The 16194-nt window shown below is 56.7% G+C and carries 17 protein-coding genes; 16 read left to right on the top strand and 1 reads right to left on the bottom strand.

The genetic code is table 11. The features are described from left to right. The 16 genes from Q1K07_RS00905 (at position 1) to lpxL (ending at position 14754) form a co-directional block, all read left to right on the top strand. Positions 1-681: a hypothetical protein gene (locus Q1K07_RS00905; protein ID WP_300306368.1), complete on the top strand. Its 681-nt coding sequence runs from the start codon at positions 1-3 to the stop codon at positions 679-681. Positions 682-734: 53 nt separating this feature from the next. Continuing rightward, complete coding sequence (locus Q1K07_RS00900; protein WP_300306367.1) at positions 735-1922, top strand: hypothetical protein; 1188 nt, start codon at positions 735-737, stop codon at positions 1920-1922. A gap of 90 nt (positions 1923-2012) precedes the next feature. Beyond that, positions 2013-2720 (top strand): C39 family peptidase, encoded by a 708-nt coding sequence (locus Q1K07_RS00895; RefSeq protein WP_300306364.1) that lies wholly within the window; start codon positions 2013-2015, stop codon positions 2718-2720. A 36-nt stretch (positions 2721-2756) separates the two neighbouring features. Further along, positions 2757-3557, top strand: coding sequence for a hypothetical protein (locus Q1K07_RS00890; protein WP_300306362.1), 801 nt, complete (start codon positions 2757-2759; stop codon positions 3555-3557). 167 nt (positions 3558-3724) lie between these two features. Next, the gene (locus tag Q1K07_RS00885; RefSeq protein WP_300306359.1) at positions 3725-4801 is read left to right on the top strand and encodes a transporter; all 1077 of its coding nucleotides are present in this window, start codon (positions 3725-3727) and stop codon (positions 4799-4801) included. 184 nt (positions 4802-4985) lie between these two features. Further along, positions 4986-5285, top strand: a complete 300-nt coding sequence (ftsB, locus tag Q1K07_RS00880; protein WP_300306356.1) for a cell division protein FtsB — start codon at positions 4986-4988, stop codon at positions 5283-5285. After that, positions 5282-6007, top strand: a complete 726-nt coding sequence (gene ispD, locus Q1K07_RS00875; RefSeq protein ID WP_300306353.1) for a 2-C-methyl-D-erythritol 4-phosphate cytidylyltransferase — start codon at positions 5282-5284, stop codon at positions 6005-6007. The genes ftsB and ispD overlap by 4 nt, the downstream gene beginning before the upstream one ends. A 119-nt stretch (positions 6008-6126) precedes the next feature. After that, positions 6127-6618, top strand: a complete 492-nt coding sequence (ispF, locus tag Q1K07_RS00870; RefSeq protein ID WP_300306837.1) for a 2-C-methyl-D-erythritol 2,4-cyclodiphosphate synthase — start codon at positions 6127-6129, stop codon at positions 6616-6618. Continuing rightward, positions 6611-7705 carry a tRNA pseudouridine(13) synthase TruD gene (locus Q1K07_RS00865; RefSeq protein WP_300306351.1) on the top strand — a complete coding sequence of 365 codons (1095 nt, stop codon included), beginning with the start codon at positions 6611-6613 and terminating at the stop codon, positions 7703-7705. The genes ispF and Q1K07_RS00865 overlap by 8 nt, the downstream gene beginning before the upstream one ends. Further along, on the top strand, positions 7702-8448 hold the full coding sequence (surE, locus tag Q1K07_RS00860; protein WP_300306349.1) for a 5'/3'-nucleotidase SurE: 747 nt from the start codon (positions 7702-7704) through the stop codon (positions 8446-8448). Before Q1K07_RS00865 ends, surE begins: the two co-directional genes overlap by 4 nt. Then, positions 8435-9100 (top strand): protein-L-isoaspartate(D-aspartate) O-methyltransferase, encoded by a 666-nt coding sequence (locus tag Q1K07_RS00855; RefSeq protein WP_300306347.1) that lies wholly within the window; start codon positions 8435-8437, stop codon positions 9098-9100. Before surE ends, Q1K07_RS00855 begins: the two co-directional genes overlap by 14 nt. Next, positions 9097-10107, top strand: a complete 1011-nt coding sequence (locus Q1K07_RS00850; protein WP_300306344.1) for a DUF368 domain-containing protein — start codon at positions 9097-9099, stop codon at positions 10105-10107. The genes Q1K07_RS00855 and Q1K07_RS00850 overlap by 4 nt, the downstream gene beginning before the upstream one ends. Then, a complete protein-coding gene (locus Q1K07_RS00845) occupies positions 10100-11203 on the top strand; it encodes a peptidoglycan DD-metalloendopeptidase family protein (protein WP_300306341.1) in 1104 nt (367 codons plus the stop codon). The genes Q1K07_RS00850 and Q1K07_RS00845 overlap by 8 nt, the downstream gene beginning before the upstream one ends. Before the next feature lie 176 nt (positions 11204-11379). Further along, positions 11380-12381, top strand: coding sequence for an RNA polymerase sigma factor RpoS (rpoS, locus tag Q1K07_RS00840; protein WP_300306339.1), 1002 nt, complete (start codon positions 11380-11382; stop codon positions 12379-12381). 216 nt (positions 12382-12597) lie between these two features. After that, complete coding sequence (gene alr, locus Q1K07_RS00835; protein ID WP_300306337.1) at positions 12598-13692, top strand: alanine racemase; 1095 nt, start codon at positions 12598-12600, stop codon at positions 13690-13692. Between the two features lie 138 nt (positions 13693-13830). Beyond that, the gene (lpxL, locus tag Q1K07_RS00830; protein ID WP_300306334.1) at positions 13831-14754 is read left to right on the top strand and encodes an LpxL/LpxP family Kdo(2)-lipid IV(A) lauroyl/palmitoleoyl acyltransferase; all 924 of its coding nucleotides are present in this window, start codon (positions 13831-13833) and stop codon (positions 14752-14754) included. A gap of 13 nt (positions 14755-14767) precedes the next feature. On the opposite strand, the gene Q1K07_RS00825 is transcribed toward lpxL, so the two are convergent. Beyond that, positions 14768-16120 (bottom strand): DUF2254 domain-containing protein, encoded by a 1353-nt coding sequence (locus tag Q1K07_RS00825; protein WP_300306331.1) that lies wholly within the window; start codon positions 16118-16120, stop codon positions 14768-14770. Between the last annotated feature and the right edge of the window lie 74 nt (positions 16121-16194).

Genomic DNA, 16194 nt, shown 5'->3' with positions numbered 1-16194 from the left:
ATGAATAACAATAACAGGGATAACAACTCGAGCAGGGGCAACAAGAACAAGGACATCCTGCTTGGTGCAAGGCCTTGCTGGAGCTGGATGGAGGCGCTGCTCTTTGTCTCCGTGCTGGGAGCCGTGATGGCCAGCCCGGATACGCAGGGTCAGGAGCTTGGTGTCTTGAGCCACAGTACCGTCATTGGGGGGAACGCGTTGAGCCATGTCACCGGTGTATCTGCCAGCAATATGGCAGCGGGGGACAGCAATCTGCAATCGAATAGCGGAGCACTCGCCATTGGCGCGAGTGCTGGTACCCGCCACCACCTGGTGCAGCAGGTACATATCGATGAACGTCTCGCTGCCAGGCGGACGGACACCGTCATCAGAGAAAACGCATATCAGAATGCTTCTGGATGGCTGTCCGTCAATCAGGCTGCGGGGGTCGGCAATGTCCAGAGCAATGCCTTTGGCATGGCTCATGGCAACAGGGTCAGCAGCCTCAGTGACGCAAGTCTACAGCAGGTTCTGGCTACCAGGCAGGGGCTGGGGGTTGAGAGTGATGGCAGTGGACCGCAACGAACGCTGGAAATAGAGGGAACCACGTTCGGACGTGCCTCGGGTGTCATCCAGGTCAATCAGTCAGCCGGCACGGGAAACGCCACTCGCAACAGCTTCAGCTTTCAGCTGAATCCGTGAGTGACGTCATATAACGAAGTATCAGGCAGTACGGTTCATTCAGGAGTAATGTCATGAAGACTTTCCAAAAAGCACCGCTTGCACTGGCCATTTCTGCGTTGTTGATGGCGCCAGCCGCCATGGCATGGGAGCGCGGCGGTAACGACTTCGAAACCGATTCCGACATCGATTCAGAGTTCACCAATGACATCGATGTGGATCTCGATTATGACGCCAGTACCCACAAGCGCATTGGAGTGTTCGGTGGCTCGTTCTTCTACGATCCCAACTATTCCGGCGCTACCGTAGACAGCAAGCAGTTGCTCGACAACAACCATGCCTATCAGACCGGCGTCAATAACAATGCCACGCTAGGTGGTAACGCGTTGAGCAATGCTGCCGGCAATATCGGCGCCAACGTGGCTGCCGGTGATAACAACCAGCAAGCCAATGATGCCGCTCTGTCATCTTCTGATGCAGCCACCGTGTTCGGCCAGGCCTCATCCTTCTCTGCACAATCCTCGTCCAACAACATGACGATGGTAAAAGGCAGCCCGAACAATGCTCTCGTGGGGGGTAATGCATTGAGAGGCGCTAGCGGCAATATCGGTGTCAACGTCGCTGCCGGTATCGGCAACGCCCAACATAACAGCCTGGCGGCTGCAGTAAATACTGCCAGTGGCAGTGCAGATGCCACCACAGGTGGCGTCCAGGCAACCTACGACAATGCCACCATGAGCATGGGAAGCAAGGTCAGGTTGACCAGTGGTTCTGCCTATCGTGAGCGGATTTCCCTGTCCGGTGGCTATGTCGGTGTTGGTGTCGGTGGCGTGAGTGGGGAGTACGAAGGTACTTCTGACCAGATCGGCAATGTCTACCCGGATACCTGGAGCGGACCGAGCCATACCGGAGGCAACAGCACAGGCCATATCGACCTCGATAGCGATGTTCAGGGGGCTGTAGACCTGAACAATGATGGTGGTGCTCTGGCCTTCAATGAGGAAGGTAGCTTCCAGGGTGGCCTGGGCTTCGTCGAAGCGGGGGTCATCGGCCTGAGCGGCACGGCTGCCGGTCATTCCTTCCAGTGGAGGGATGTCTATCGCACCCAGAACAACAATGCCACTTTGGGCGGCAATGCCCTGGCAGGGGCCGTGGGTAACATCGGCGTCAACGTAGCAGCCGGTGTCGGCAACCTGCAGCGCAACTCTCTGTCCATTGCATCCAGCATGGCGGGTTCTGCTGGCGGTGGTGGCAGCGAATAATAAGCATAGCGCCAACTTCCCGGCCTACTTCGGTAGGCCGGGACCTTCTTGGGCAATGTTCAGCCATCATCACAATGAATGGGGTATGTCATGAAGACCCTGGCACGCTGGCCTTGCGCTATAGCTCTGGCCGTAGGTGGTGCGCTTGTTTCGCAGGTACCTCAAGCTGCCGTCGTGCAGCTTTCTGGGGTTGTGCCAGGCACCATCGTGAACAAGAGCGTCATGTCCATTCGCGAACGCCGCTTCGAGAATCTTGTCGAGCAGCACACCGATTTCTCCTGTGGCGCGGCATCACTCGCCACCATCCTCAAGTATGCCTACCAGAAGCCGGATATCACTGAAAACACGGTGCTGGCGGGAATGCTTGCCGTGTCTGACATGGAAGTGGTGAGGGAGAGAGGGTTCTCGCTACTGGACCTGAAGAATTACGTGGAATCCATCGGGCTGCGTGGGCGTGGTTATGAAGTCACATCGGAGACACTGGATGAGGTCTCGATTCCGGTCATCGTGCTGCTGGACCTGGATGGCTACAACCATTTCGTGGTCATGAAGAAGGCCAGTGGCGATCGTATCTATGTCGGTGATCCGGCACTGGGTAACCGGGTGATGTCTCGAGACGATTTCATGGCGGCGTGGAACCATATCATTTTTGCGGTGGTGGGAGAGGGTTATGACCGTTACTCGGTGCTGCTGGATCCACGTCAGCCATTGACGGCACAGCGTCTGCGGGATGTCTTTTCTCCTGCTTCGCGCGAGCAGCTGATCGACTTCGGTTTCCGTCATGCGGATCTGTTTTAGGTTGACAGGCAAATGTCGACCTGGAGGCACAGAACAATGTGGGAACAAGCAATCGGAGGGATTCGCCGTCGTGTCATGCTGGCGATGGTGGTGGCATTAGCCACTCCCGTGAGCCTGGCCGCGACGACAGATTTCACGAGATTTGAGGGCGACTCCGACGCTCGCCAGCTGAGTGATGCTGAGCTGGGAAATCTACGTGGTCGTTATGTTGATCAGGGAACCTTGATGTATTTCGGAGTGCAGATGGTGAGCCATTGGCGAACCGCGAGTGGCGATAGCTTCAGCGCTGGCGCGCGCATGGCGGGCGATCTGACTCGACGTCTGCCGACAGTGAGCTTCGAGCCGACTCTCACCGTCATCAAAGGAGAGAATGAACCCGTGCTGTCGAGTACCTATAACGGTAACGGTGCCACGGTGATCGATCATGGAACTCGCAACGGTTCAGGGGTGGTGCAGTCCATTCAGGCCGGTGGGGATTTCAACACCGCATCCAATGACCTGGTGCTGGATGTGATGAGTGCCGACAAGTTCCGTGACAGCGGTGCCACGAGCAACGCTGGGGGTAGCATTCAGCAAGCGCTGGGTGGCACTCGTATAACAGCCAGTGCGAAAGGCAACGACATGCAGGTGGCCATCGACCTCCCAGGTATGGGCCATGTGACACAGTCCATCACGCCGGGACGAGGGTTGCGTCAGGCCATTCAACTATCCAGTGACTTCCAGACCGTGCACAACATGACGCGACTGCAGCTGTACATGGGCAATGGCGCTTCTCTGTCTGGTGGATCAGTGCCGGGCATGCTGAGAAGCGTACATTCAGCGGCGGCGTTGCGTTGATAACAAGGAGTGATTTCCCCAAGCCTTGTCAGGCAAGTTGCAGGATTTCCGCTACGTTTAGTTTGAAAGTAGTAGGGATGTAAGCAGGAAACATGTTGTGAGCAAGGGAATGGAGGAGTGCAGTTGTAGGTAAAGAAGGGTTTTCTGGGGAAATCAAGGGGAAAACAATGAATTTCCAGCGTCGTTACGCTCATTTTTCAGCTATCGGTACGGCCGTGCTTGGTCTGTGTGCGACTACAGGAAGCGCCAATGCTCAAACCATAGGAACAACACAACAAGAAGCCCGGGAATCTCAGTCCAGCCCTAGCGTTCGGGATATTTTCCGCGAAGAGCATACCCTGTTCACTGACCGTATCACCATAGAGCCCAGTATTTCCTATAGTTATTCGGATCGTGACAGCCTGGCCTTGCGTGGTTTCCTGGCCCTGGATGCCATCTTTCTCGGTGAGTTGAATCTCGACAATGTCGAGTCCCACATCACCACCGTCGAGGTCAATACCCGCTATGGCATCACTGATCGGCTGGAAGCGAGCCTGAATATTCCTTTTGTCTATCGCACCACGGAGCTTGAGTCGATAGGCGGTGACCTGTCTACTGAGCAGAATACTCAGGCCAATGTCAGCGAATCCGGGTTGGGGGACGTGACAGCCACTCTGGCCTATCGTTTGCTGCCGGAAACGGTGGAACGTCCTGATGTGGTGGTCAGCCTGGGCGTGAGAGCACCAACGGGCAAGGACCCCTACGGTATCGATATCAAACCGGATCCCGATAACACCAATCTCAACGTTCCCGAGGAATTGCCCACCGGCAATGGTGTATGGGGTGTGACGGCGGGAGTGTCGGTATTGAAGACGCTGGACCCGGCCATTGTTTTCGCCAATCTTGGTTATACCTATAACATTGAAAAAGATTTTGACGATATTTCCGGGGGCAGTGGCAATCAAAAGGCAGAGGTGGATCTGGGCGACAGCATTACGGCCGGTTTTGGTACTGCCTTTGCGTTGAATGAGCGATTGAGTCTGGCGCTTTCCTATAATCATGAATATATCCGGGATACTTACATTACTCCGGATAGTGGAAGTCGCACCAAGGTAGTGGGTAGTGATGCCAATATCGGTGTGTTCAATATCGGTGGATCCTATGCCATGTCCGACACTACTTCCATTGTCACGAACCTGGGAATTGGCCTGACGGAAGACGCTTCGGATATCAAGTTGACGTTCAGGATGCCATTCCAGCTATAAGGTTCCGGCTATACGGGAGTCGAGCCCTCAGGATCTACATGAAAAGTGCTGGTACGACGGTCATGCTCGATCCATTCCTGCTTTCAATGCCGATTTCGGGGCGATTGTGAGGTAATCACAGTCGCCCCGCTTGTACCTCAATGGCATACTACGTGCCATACGCGAATGATGATGGTACTTGGGCATGCTCAAGAGGTTGGCGATTGTGCTGTTGGCACTGCTTGCCCTGCTGCAGTATCGACTGTGGCTGGGGCAGGGTGGTGTCCAGGAAATGCAGGAAATTACTGCGCGCGTTGCTGCGCTGGAAGAGGCCAACAAGCCTCTGCGTGATCGTAATGCGCGCTTGGCGGCGGAGGTCGTTGATCTCAAGACCGGCCTTGATGCCATAGAGGAACGTGCGCGCAGCGATGTGGGCATGGTGCGCACTGACGAGCAATTTCTGTGGGTACCGGACACAGAGTCCGCGCGGAGCGGTAGTCAATGAGGCGTTGCTGGTTGATCGTGCCGGCAGCTGGCAGTGGGACGAGAGTCGGTGGTGAGCGTCCCAAGCAGTACCTTTCATTGAATGGCTCCCCGGTGCTGGCTTGCACTCTGGAAAGGCTGTATCGGGCCTTTCCAGAGGCTTGCTTATGCTTGTCCCTCAAGCACGATGACTCATGGTTTGATCCGAACCTGGTGCCTTTCCGTGACTGGCGGCGTATCGACGGTGGAGACGAACGAGTCGACAGCGTTCTCAATGCCTTGCGGGCCATTGAGTCAGAGGCTGCCCCCGAAGATCTGGTGCTGGTGCACGATGTCGCACGTCCCTGCGTCGCGGTGGATGACCTATGCAAGCTCGAGCAGACGGCCCTTGAAAATGAGGCTGGCGCCTTGCTGGCCACGCCGGTAGCCGACACCATCAAGCGTGATGATGACCATGGCCTGGTCGCTCGAACTCAGGATCGGCGCGGCCTGTGGCAGGCCCAGACGCCCCAGGGATTTCGTTATGGCCTGCTCAGGCAGGCACTGGAAGCGGCGCTTGGCCCTTGTGGCATCGGCCGTGATCGAGTCACGGATGAGTCCTCTGCTGTGGAAGCCCTTGGTTTGTTTCCGCGCCTGGTTCAGGGCCGCAGGGACAATATCAAGATCACGCATCCAGAAGACCTGCCGATGGCTGAGCTGATCCTCCAGGCCCAGCGGAAGGCCGCTGCCACACAAGATGAATGATGACTTTCATGCGTGGCTGACAGCCGCTCATGAATAGATGCTATCTCGCAACTGACAGTTGATGCTTCCCATGCTTCGGGAACATGACAAGAGACTCCATGATAATGACGTCATTACCCATGCGCATTGGCCACGGTTTTGATGTTCACCGTTTTGGTGATGGTGACCATCTGATGATTGGGGGAGTGCGTATTCCCTTCGAGCATGCCTTTGTTGCTCACTCCGATGGCGATGTCCTGCTTCATGCCATCAGCGATGCACTGCTCGGAGCGTGCGCCCTGGGCGATATCGGACATCATTTTCCGGATACTGATGCGGCCTGGAAGGGGGCAGATAGTCGAGAGCTGCTGCGTCGGGTGGTGGCTGAGGTCAAGGCATCGGGTTATCGAGTGATCAACCTGGACGCCACCCTGATGGCTCAGGCACCCAAAATGGCACCGCACCTGGCGAGCATGCGTGAACATATTGCAGCGGACCTGAAGGTTGAGCTGGAGGCCGTCAACGTCAAGGCAACCACCACCGAGAGGCTGGGTTTCACTGGGCGGGGAGAGGGCATCGCTGCAGAGGCAGTGGTGTTGCTCACCACTGTCGATGGAGATGTCGATGCGTGACGACATCGCCTGGCCACCACAGTGGCCACGCCGCTTTGATGTTGAATTCGGAGCTCCTCGGGCTGGCCGCTATCGCGAGACAGCGGAAGACTTTGATGTCGAGGAGTGTCTGGGGTTCGAGCCTGAAGGTCAGGGCGAACATCTGTGGTTGTGGATCGAGAAACGAGATGCCACCACGGCCATGGTCGCCCGGGAACTGGCGCGATTATGCGATGTCGGCCAGCGTGATATCGGCTATGCCGGAATGAAGGACCGCTTTGCTGTCACCCGGCAGTGGTTTTCGGTGCACTTGCCTGGACGCGAGGCCCCTGAAGGTCTTGTCGAAGCCCTGCAAGCAAGAGGGATGCGAGCGGAACGCCTGGATCGCCATCCCCGCAAGCTCAAGCGCGGAGTTCATCGAGGCAACCGCTTTCGTCTGCGTCTGAGCGGGGACGTGACGCTGGATGAGAGCCTTGAACAGCGCTGGCACACTCTGTTGACCAAGGGAGTGCCCAATTATTTTGGCCCACAGCGCTTTGGCCCGGATGGACGCAACCTGGTCCGTGCCAGGGATGTGCTTGACAGGGGCTGGCGCAAGCGCGATGACCGCGATGGCATGTTGCTTTCCACTGCGCGTAGTTACCTGTTCAACGCTCAGTTGGCTGAGCGTCTGGCCAGAGGCCTATGGGACGAAGTACTGGAAGGTGACGTGATGATGCTGGAAGGCACCCATAGTCTGTTTCAGGCCGAGGCGGACGATGGTTGCCTGCGCCAGCGTCTGGTAGGCGGCGATATTCATCCTACCGCAGTATTATGGGGGCAGGGTGGTACACGCGCCGCAGCACGGGCTCTGCAACTGGAGCAGGATGTGCTCGCGCGCAATCCAGGCTTGTGCCAGGGCCTGGAAAAGGCCGGGGCCAAGGCAGCCAGACGTGCATTGAGAGTGATCCCTGGCGAGGCCAGCCTGGAGCGCGGTGATGGTGAGATATGGCTGAGTTTCGCGCTACCCAGTGGTGCCTATGCGACGGCGGTACTGCGTGAACTGATGACGCATCCAAGCCTGGAGTTCCGTCCTGACAGTGTGCGACGCCAGGGGGAAGAAAAATGAGACGCTTGCTGCTTTCCAATGATGATGGTGTCAATGCACCGGGCCTCAGAGCGTTGCACGATGCCCTGGTCTCTCATGCGCGGTTGCGTGTCGTCGCACCGGATCGGGACCGAAGCGGTGCGAGCAACTCGCTGACCCTGTCGAGACCTCTGTCGCTCAATGCGCTGGACAACGGCTTTTATAGTGTCGACGGGACCCCGGCTGACTGTGTCTACCTGGGGGTCAGTGACATCTGGGATGAGTCACCGGATCTGGTGATCTCTGGTATCAACCATGGCGCCAATCTGGGGGATGACGTGCTCTATTCCGGCACCGTGGCGGCAGCCATGGAAGGGCGCAACCTGGGTATGACGGCGATTGCCGTATCCCTGGTGGGGCAGCGTCATTTCGAGACCGCAGGCCGCTTTGCTGCGAGCCTGGTGGGAGCTCTGGAGCAGCTGTCACTGCCTCCTCGCACCTTGCTCAACGTCAATGTGCCCGATCTGCCCTGGGATCAAATCCAGGGTGTCCGGGTGACACGCCTGGGCCATCGAGGCCCGGCCCGGCAACCTGTCGAGGCGCGTGATCCGCGAGGGCGGACGCGCTACTGGATCGCCCCTGTAGGGGAGAGTGCCGACGATGGTGCCGATACTGACTTTGCCGCCGTGGAGTCAGGCCACGTATCGATTACTCCGCTGCAGACTGACCTGACTCGGCATGCAGCCATCAATGATGTGCAGGACTGGTTAGATGCACTTACCTGACCTTCGTGGTGTCGGCATGACATCGCAGCGTACCCGGGACCGCCTGGTGGGGCGCTTGAGCAAGCAGGGCATCAAGGATCGCAAGGTGCTGGATGTCATGGCCAGGGAGCCACGGCATCTGTTTCTCGATGAAGCGCTATCCCATCGCGCATATGAAGATACTGCGTTGCCCATCGGTCACTCTCAGACGCTGTCACAACCGTGGATCGTGGCACGGATGTCCGAGCTGGTGCACCAGGAGTCACCATCCAAGGTGCTGGAAATTGGCACGGGGTCCGGTTACCAGACGCTGATTCTTTCCCGTCTGGTCGAGGAACTCTGGTCGGTGGAAAGGATCAATGCCTTGCACCAGTTGGCGGCCAGACGCTTGCGCTTGCTCAAGGCTCGCAATGTTCACTTGCGTCTGGCCGATGGTGGCCAGGGGTGGGCGGAAGACGCTCCCTTCGATGTCATTCTGTTGACCGCCTGTGCCAAGAAGCTGCCCGAGGCCTTGCTTGCGCAGCTAGGGGATGGTGGTGTGCTGATTACGCCACTGGAAGATGCCCGGGGAAATCAATGGTTGACCCGGGTGCGTCGTGAAAACGATCAATTTGAATATGAGCGCCTGGAGCCTGTGCGCTTTGTGCCGTTGCTTGAGGGAGTCATTCGTTGAAGCGATATCTTGGAATATTCTTGCGCGGTGCCGGCATGGGAGCTGCCGATGCTGTGCCTGGTGTATCGGGCGGAACCATTGCCTTCATCACGGGGATCTATGAAGAGCTGATTTTTACCATCAAGCGTTTCGGGCCAAGCGCCTTCGGTGCCTGGCGTGATGGTGGCCTGAGCGGTCTGATGCACCATCTCAACCTGAGTTTTCTGCTGCCTTTGCTGGTCGGCGTTGCCACCAGTCTGATCAGTGTGGCGCATCTGGTGGTGTGGTTGCTTGATCAGCACCCGATGCTGCTCAACGGTTTCTTCTTTGGCCTGGTTGCCGCATCGGCCTTGATTGTCGGCAAGCATCCCAGTGACTGGCGCTGGTGGCACCTGCTGCCACTTGCCGGTGGATTGGTGATGGCTCAGGTACTACCCGCGCTGATGCCTCTGGTGGGTCTTCTCGGCAGCCAGTCACTGGTGCTGTTCGTTGCCGGAGCCATTGCTATCAGCGCAATGCTGCTGCCCGGTATATCAGGCAGTTTCCTGCTGCTCAGCATGGGACTCTATGATGTCGTGATTCAGGGGGTACGCGATTTCAATATTGCCTTGCTGGCATTGTTCGCTGGCGGCTGCGTGTTTGGTCTGGTGATCTTCTCGCGGATATTGTCCTGGTTGCTGCGCTGCCATCATACTGCGACCTTGCAATTGCTTCTCGGCTTCATTGTCGGCTCTCTGCCGGTATTGTGGCCATGGCGAGAATTGACGAGCTATCAGCTTGGTAGTAATGATCAGATCATTCCATTGGATTACCGCTATTTAACCCCTTGGGATTATTCTGCCGTTACGGGAGAAGCGGCCCAGATTCTGGGGGTCACCGTTCTGGCTATTGTCGGCATGCTGATTGTGCTGCTTGTTGCCAGAGTCGGTGACGCCTCAAAAAGAATGCCCAGCAACGCAGCGTCTGAGTCCCCGACGAACAAAGCGTCTGCGACTTCTGTAGACAAGGAGAACCATTCCGATGCATAAGACTCTTGCCATCTCCGCTCTTGCACTGGCGATTGCCGGCTGTGCCAACCAACAAGCATCCCAGCCGGTTCAGGTGCAGGACCTGTCTACCAGCAAGGTGGCTCAGGCGGAGATGCCGTCACAGTACACCGTCGTTGCCGGAGATACGCTGTACGGTATTGCCTGGCGCCATAATATGGATTTCCGTGAATTGGCGCAGATCAACAACATTTCTCCACCATATCGCATCAGTGTGGGTCAGACGCTGGCCTTGGCGCCGGGAGCTTCTGCAGGGGGACAAAGCCAGGTGGCTAGCCAGGGCCAGAGTGGTGCCGTGGCCACCCCGCTGGGACAGAGCAGTGTGGCGGGGAATGGTGCTGCACCGGCTGGTGGCTCTTCACCAGCTAATGGCTCTTCGCAAGACCTCGAGTGGCTATTGCCCGACGGCAGTACTGAAACAACCTCGTCCTCATCTCAAGTCTCAGGAGCGGCTGCTGCCGGCGCTGTTGCTGCTGCCAGTAGCTCCGAGGCTCCTGGCCCGGTGGTCAACTATGAGTCACCCGGAGCCAATGGATCAGACAAGCCGGACGCTGCTGCTGAGCAGAAGGCAGCCGAGGACGCGGTCGTGGCCGCTGCAGCAGAAGAGGCCAAGCAGACCCAGCAGACAAGCTCGTCCACAGCTTCGACTTCGAGCAGTCAGGCAGCCTCCAGTTCAAGCGCCAAGAAGACCTACACACCGGTTGACGAGGTCAATTGGCAGTGGCCAGTAAGCGGACCTGTCGTCAGTGCTTATGGAGAGAGTTCCAGCATCACCGCCGGCATTGATATCGGCGGACAAAAGGGGCAACCTGTCAAGGCGGCTGGTCCAGGTATCGTGGTATATGCCGGTAGTGGAGTCAGAGGTTACGGTAACCTCATCTTGCTCAAGCATAATAACGAGTACCTGAGCGCCTATGCCCACAATGACAGTCTGAAGGTTAAGGAAAACGATGTCGTTGATGCTGGTCAGGTTATCGCCACTATGGGGGATACCGATTCCGAGGATGTCCGCTTGCATTTCGAGATCCGCAAGGATGGGCAGTCACAGGATCCGACGAAATATTTGCCAGCCCAGTGAGGAAGCATTGAAGGCTGAAGGCACAGTGGGTTGAGCATCACTGCCAAGGCATAATGCCGTGCTTCTCTAATGGGATGTGAAGGCTCCTTGGACTAGCGTCACACAATAATAATTGAACGCGTTGATCATCTTTATGGTGATGTAACGATGGGTCGCAACCACGGGGTAGCTACACGATGAGCATACTTGAACGGGATCTTCAGGATGTGAATCTCGACACGGCCGACGAAGCCGATGAGGACGCTCTAGACGAGGTGTCCGACGATATCGTCGATGAGGCTGAGGATGATGACGGCGACGAAGAGTTCGAGAAGGCGCTCGGGCGCGAGGAACGATACTCGCGCCAGAGCCTTGATGCCACTCAGATCTATCTCAATGAGATAGGTTTTTCGCCGCTGTTGACGCCAGAAGAAGAAGTCCACTATGGCCGCCTGGCACGCAAGGGTGATCCCATGGGCCGGGCGCGAATGATCGAATCTAACTTGCGTCTGGTGGTGAAGATCGCCCGTCGTTATCTCAACCGAGGCCTGACGCTTCTCGATCTGATCGAGGAAGGCAACCTGGGGCTGATACGTGCGGTTGAGAAGTTCGATCCTGAGCGTGGCTTCCGCTTTTCCACCTATGCCACCTGGTGGATCCGCCAGACGATTGAGCGAGCCCTGATGAACCAGACTCGCACCATTCGCCTGCCGATTCATGTGGTCAAGGAACTCAATATCTATTTACGTGCGGCTCGTGAGTTGACCCAGAAACTCGACCACGAGGCGACCGCGGAAGATATTGCCGAGCACCTCGATAAACCCGTCGAGACCGTCAAGAAGATGATGGGACTCAATGAGCGGGTTTCTTCGGTGGATTATCCCATGGGGGGGGAAAGTGATAAGCCACTGATCGAGACGTTGACGGATGATAATGAGCAAGGCCCTGAATCCACTCTGGTGGATGGTGATGTCAAGGCTCATGTGGATCAATGGTTGGCAGAGCTGACCGAGAAGCACTGCGAGGTCGTGGTGCGACGTTTTGGTCTGCGTGGCCATGAAGCGGCGACACTTGAACAGGTGGGTGAGGAAATTGGCCTGACCCGAGAGCGTGTGCGCCAGATCCAGGTTGAAGCCTTGAAGAAGCTGCGTCGCATGCTCGATAAACAGGGCCTCTCCTTGGACGCCATCTTCGAGTAACTGACAGCTAATATGGCCTAAGTTGCCTGTCAGCAACCCGAAACCCCATGGGCATGCGCCTGTGGGGTTTTTGTTGCAGTGATTGATACTTTTGACTGGCTGTTCTTCCGATAAAATTTCCGATTCTATCGGAAACATTGGTTGTTTTTACCATGTATTGAAGCCATTTATTGATGATAATGCTGCGATACAAGAACGTGCATGCGGAGACTATCCATGGCTCGCCCACTGACAGCCGACATCGACCTCAATGCCTTGCGGCACAACTACCAACTGGCTCGTGAACTGGCCCCGAACAGCCGTTCCGTGGCCGTGCTCAAGGCGAATGCCTATGGTCATGGTGCAGTGGACTGTGCACGAGCTCTCGAAGACCTGGCTCCGGCCTTTGCCGTTGCTGCCATCGAAGAGGCGGTAGTGCTGCGCGAGGCAGGCATCAAGGTACCCATTGTATTGCTGGAAGGCATTTTCAGCGCTGATGAGCTGGAAACCGTAGATGCCCTGGAGTTGTCCATGGCAATTCATAGCGATTGGCAGCTGCAGGCCGTGCAGGACTTCAGTCCGCGCAAGCCTATTCCGGTATGGCTGAAGGTCGATTCAGGAATGCACCGCCTTGGCTTTGGCCCTGAACATGCAGAGCAGGCCTGGAAGCGCTTGCAGTCGTTGCCGGACAAAGTGACGGATGTGCATCTGATGAGCCATTTCGCGACTGCCGACATAGCGGACGATCGCTATTTCCTGTCCCAGTTCAATCTGCTGCAGGAACTGGCCGAGCGTCTTGCTGCACCGACATGCCTGGCCAATTCCCCCGCGGTCCTGGCCCACAGCGAGGCCCATGGTGCCTGGAACCGACCAGGGGTCATGCTTTACGGCAGCGATCCGCTGGAGCTGTCCAGCGATGCGAGTCGTCGTTTGCAACCAGTGATGTCGTTGCGCAGTGAGATCATTGCTGTGCGTGAATTGGAGAAAGGGGAGCCGGTTGGCTATGGTGGGCGCTATGTTACTCAGGGACCGGCACGTATTGGGGTAGTAGCCTGCGGTTATGGCGATGGCTATGACCGTCATGCCGTTGATGGAACCCCAGTGCTGGTCGATGGCAAGCGTACTGCCATTGCAGGAAAGGTTTCCATGGATATGCTCACGGTGGATCTCTCCGATCTGCCGGAAGCGGATATCGGCAGTGAGGTGGTGCTGTGGGGCAAGAGCCGCCATGGCACGATGTTATCGGTGGATGAAGTGGCGACCTATTGCGACACCATCAGCTACACCCTGTTGACCGGTATATTGCCGAGGGTGCCCAGACGTTATCGCTGATCCAGTCGCTATCGGCTGATCCAGTCGCTATCGCTAAGAAAGCACAGACATTCATGCAGAGTTTCCCAACGTTATCGCCAAGGAAAACTTAAGCGTTACAATGGCGCTCAGATAATGATGCTGACCGCCGGAGAGCGCATGTCCGACGCCCCAAAGAAAAACCATTTTATCCATCCCCGCTATTGGCCCACCTGGCTTGCCATCACGGGCATGCGGGTGAGCGCCTGGTTGCCCTGGCGCGTGAAGCTGGCCCTGGGCAAGAGTGTCGGCCTTCTGGCCTGGCGCTTTGCCAAGCGCCGCCGCCAGATCACCGAGACCAATATCCGTCTATGCTTCCCCGAACTGGATGAGGAAGCGCAGGCGCAACTGGTGAAGGATAGCTTCATTGCCAATGGCATCGGCATTTTCGAGACAGCGACGGGCTGGTGTCGCGATCCTGAACATATGCGCCATCGGGTGACCTTCAAGGGCCAGGAACATATGGCCAGGGTGGAAGAAGCCGGCAAGGGAGCGCTGATCATCGGCATTCACTTTTCGACCCTGGACCTGGGTGGTGCTCTGCATTCGTTGTTCTTTCCTGCGGATGTGGTCTATCGCCCCCACGATAATGCGCTGTTCGAACAGTTCATGACACGCGCCCGCAATGGCATTTTCGGTACGTCCATTGATCGTCATGATCTACGTGGTGTGGTGCGCCGTATCAAGGGCGGCCACCACGTGTGGTACTCGCCGGATCAGGATTTTGGCCGTGATGCCAGTGTCTTTGCCCCGTTCTTTGGCATTGAAGCTGCCTCGATCAAGCTCACTGGCAAGATTGCTCGCATGACAGGGGCGCCGGTCATGCCGCTTATCTTCCATCGCAATCCGGATAACACCACCTACTCACTGGAGTATCTGCCAGCACTGGAGAACTACCCCTCAGGTGATGAAGTCGCGGACGCCACGCGTATCAATCAGGTGATCGAGCAGGCCATTCGACGTTCTCCCGAGCAATATCTGTGGATGCATCGTCGCTTCAAGACACGCCCCAATAGAGACGATCCGAAGATCTATGATGTGTGAACAGCCTGTGCTCCTAGGTATGCTCCGCTACTGGCCTCTCTTTGCTCAGGCTTGCGGGAAGGCTTAGCCGATGCAGGCCCTGTTGTAGACGCTGATTGACGAACTGACGGTCGAGCTCATGTGTACTTTGCTGTTCCAGGTTCTCCACAATGCGGTTTGCAACGTTCTGCAGCGTTGCAAGCTGCTGCGGATTGGCTGTCAATGACAGAGACTTAACCGCCTTGAGCAGTCCGAGCAGAATGCTCTGATCCTCGCGGCCGTATTGGAGAATCGGAGTCAGCAGGCGATGTATCAGGCTCTCGAAGGATTCTGCCTGCCAGACAACGCGTATCTTGCCTGATGTGTCAGTAATGCAGTTGGCGGGTTGCCAGTGCATATGATGGCTGAGGAGGTCGGTGAGGCGATGCAGGCACAGGCGTGCAGTACCCGGGTCATTTATGCCTGGTGACAGCGCTTTGATGGCAACTTCCATCAGTTGCGTCATGCCATGTATGAAGTGCTCCTCGACAGACTCGCCATTCAATTGGGTGAGGCAGTTCAACAGATCCGTGCGGCGGCCATTGTCAGGCGCCTTGCTGCATTCCAAATGCATAATTGGCTGCCCTTCCAGTACGTAATCCCCGAACCGAAAACCGAGATGAACGACGCCATCCATACTCTCTGCTAGTGAAGCCATCTCGAACAGGTTGGCACTTTGCAGATAGCCTGCTTCACGGGCGACAATCTCGTGGCAAGATGAGGGGGTGATCGTGGGGGCAGGGAGGTGTTGGCATCGCTCGTCCTGTTCATTATCGCGTCGACGCCTCATCGCGCGTAGCGTGTTTGCGTGCAGCCCGCTGATGACGGAATCCACCTGGATCGATTGCGAGACATTGTGGATGAAGTAGACGAACAACCCCAGGCAATGCAGCACCATGGCGCAGGAAGCATACACCGCAGCAGACCGCCATACTAAATCCCCATTGGCAGCGTGAGGCACGATCAGCAGCATCAGGATGAACAGGATGGTGCCGAGATAATGACCAAGAACCCATTGGTTGTGGCGTTCGGAAATCAAGCCGAAAACCAGCTTGTGAGAGAAGTTGGCTCCCGCCTGTGACAGTACTGACATGACCATCGAGAAGCTGAATACCATCAGTGAAATCATGCCGCCAAGCAGGGCCAATAGCAGGGGTTGGGCCGCGCCGGGCTTCGACAGGCCCAACTGCCGGATACTTTCTGGTAGAACGTCACTGGATACTGGCGCGATAAACGCAAGCAGCGCCAGCGTACCATAGGCAAGTGCTGCAAGGGTCGGAAGGTAGGCGATACTGCTGGCGAAGCGTTTGAACAGCTGAATGGGGTGAAGCAGCAGCGATGGAGCCATGAGTAGCCTCGTGCGGATAACGAACAGCAGATAGAGAAAACGTTGTGTCCTCTTATGCAGTGAGTTTCCATAAA

Origin of the sequence: Halomonas sp. (assembly GCF_029263665.1) — a bacterium.
GTDB lineage: Bacteria > Pseudomonadota > Gammaproteobacteria > Pseudomonadales > Halomonadaceae > Halomonas.
Note: the sequence above shows the minus strand (reverse complement) of the source record. Positions and strands in the feature narration are given on the sequence as shown.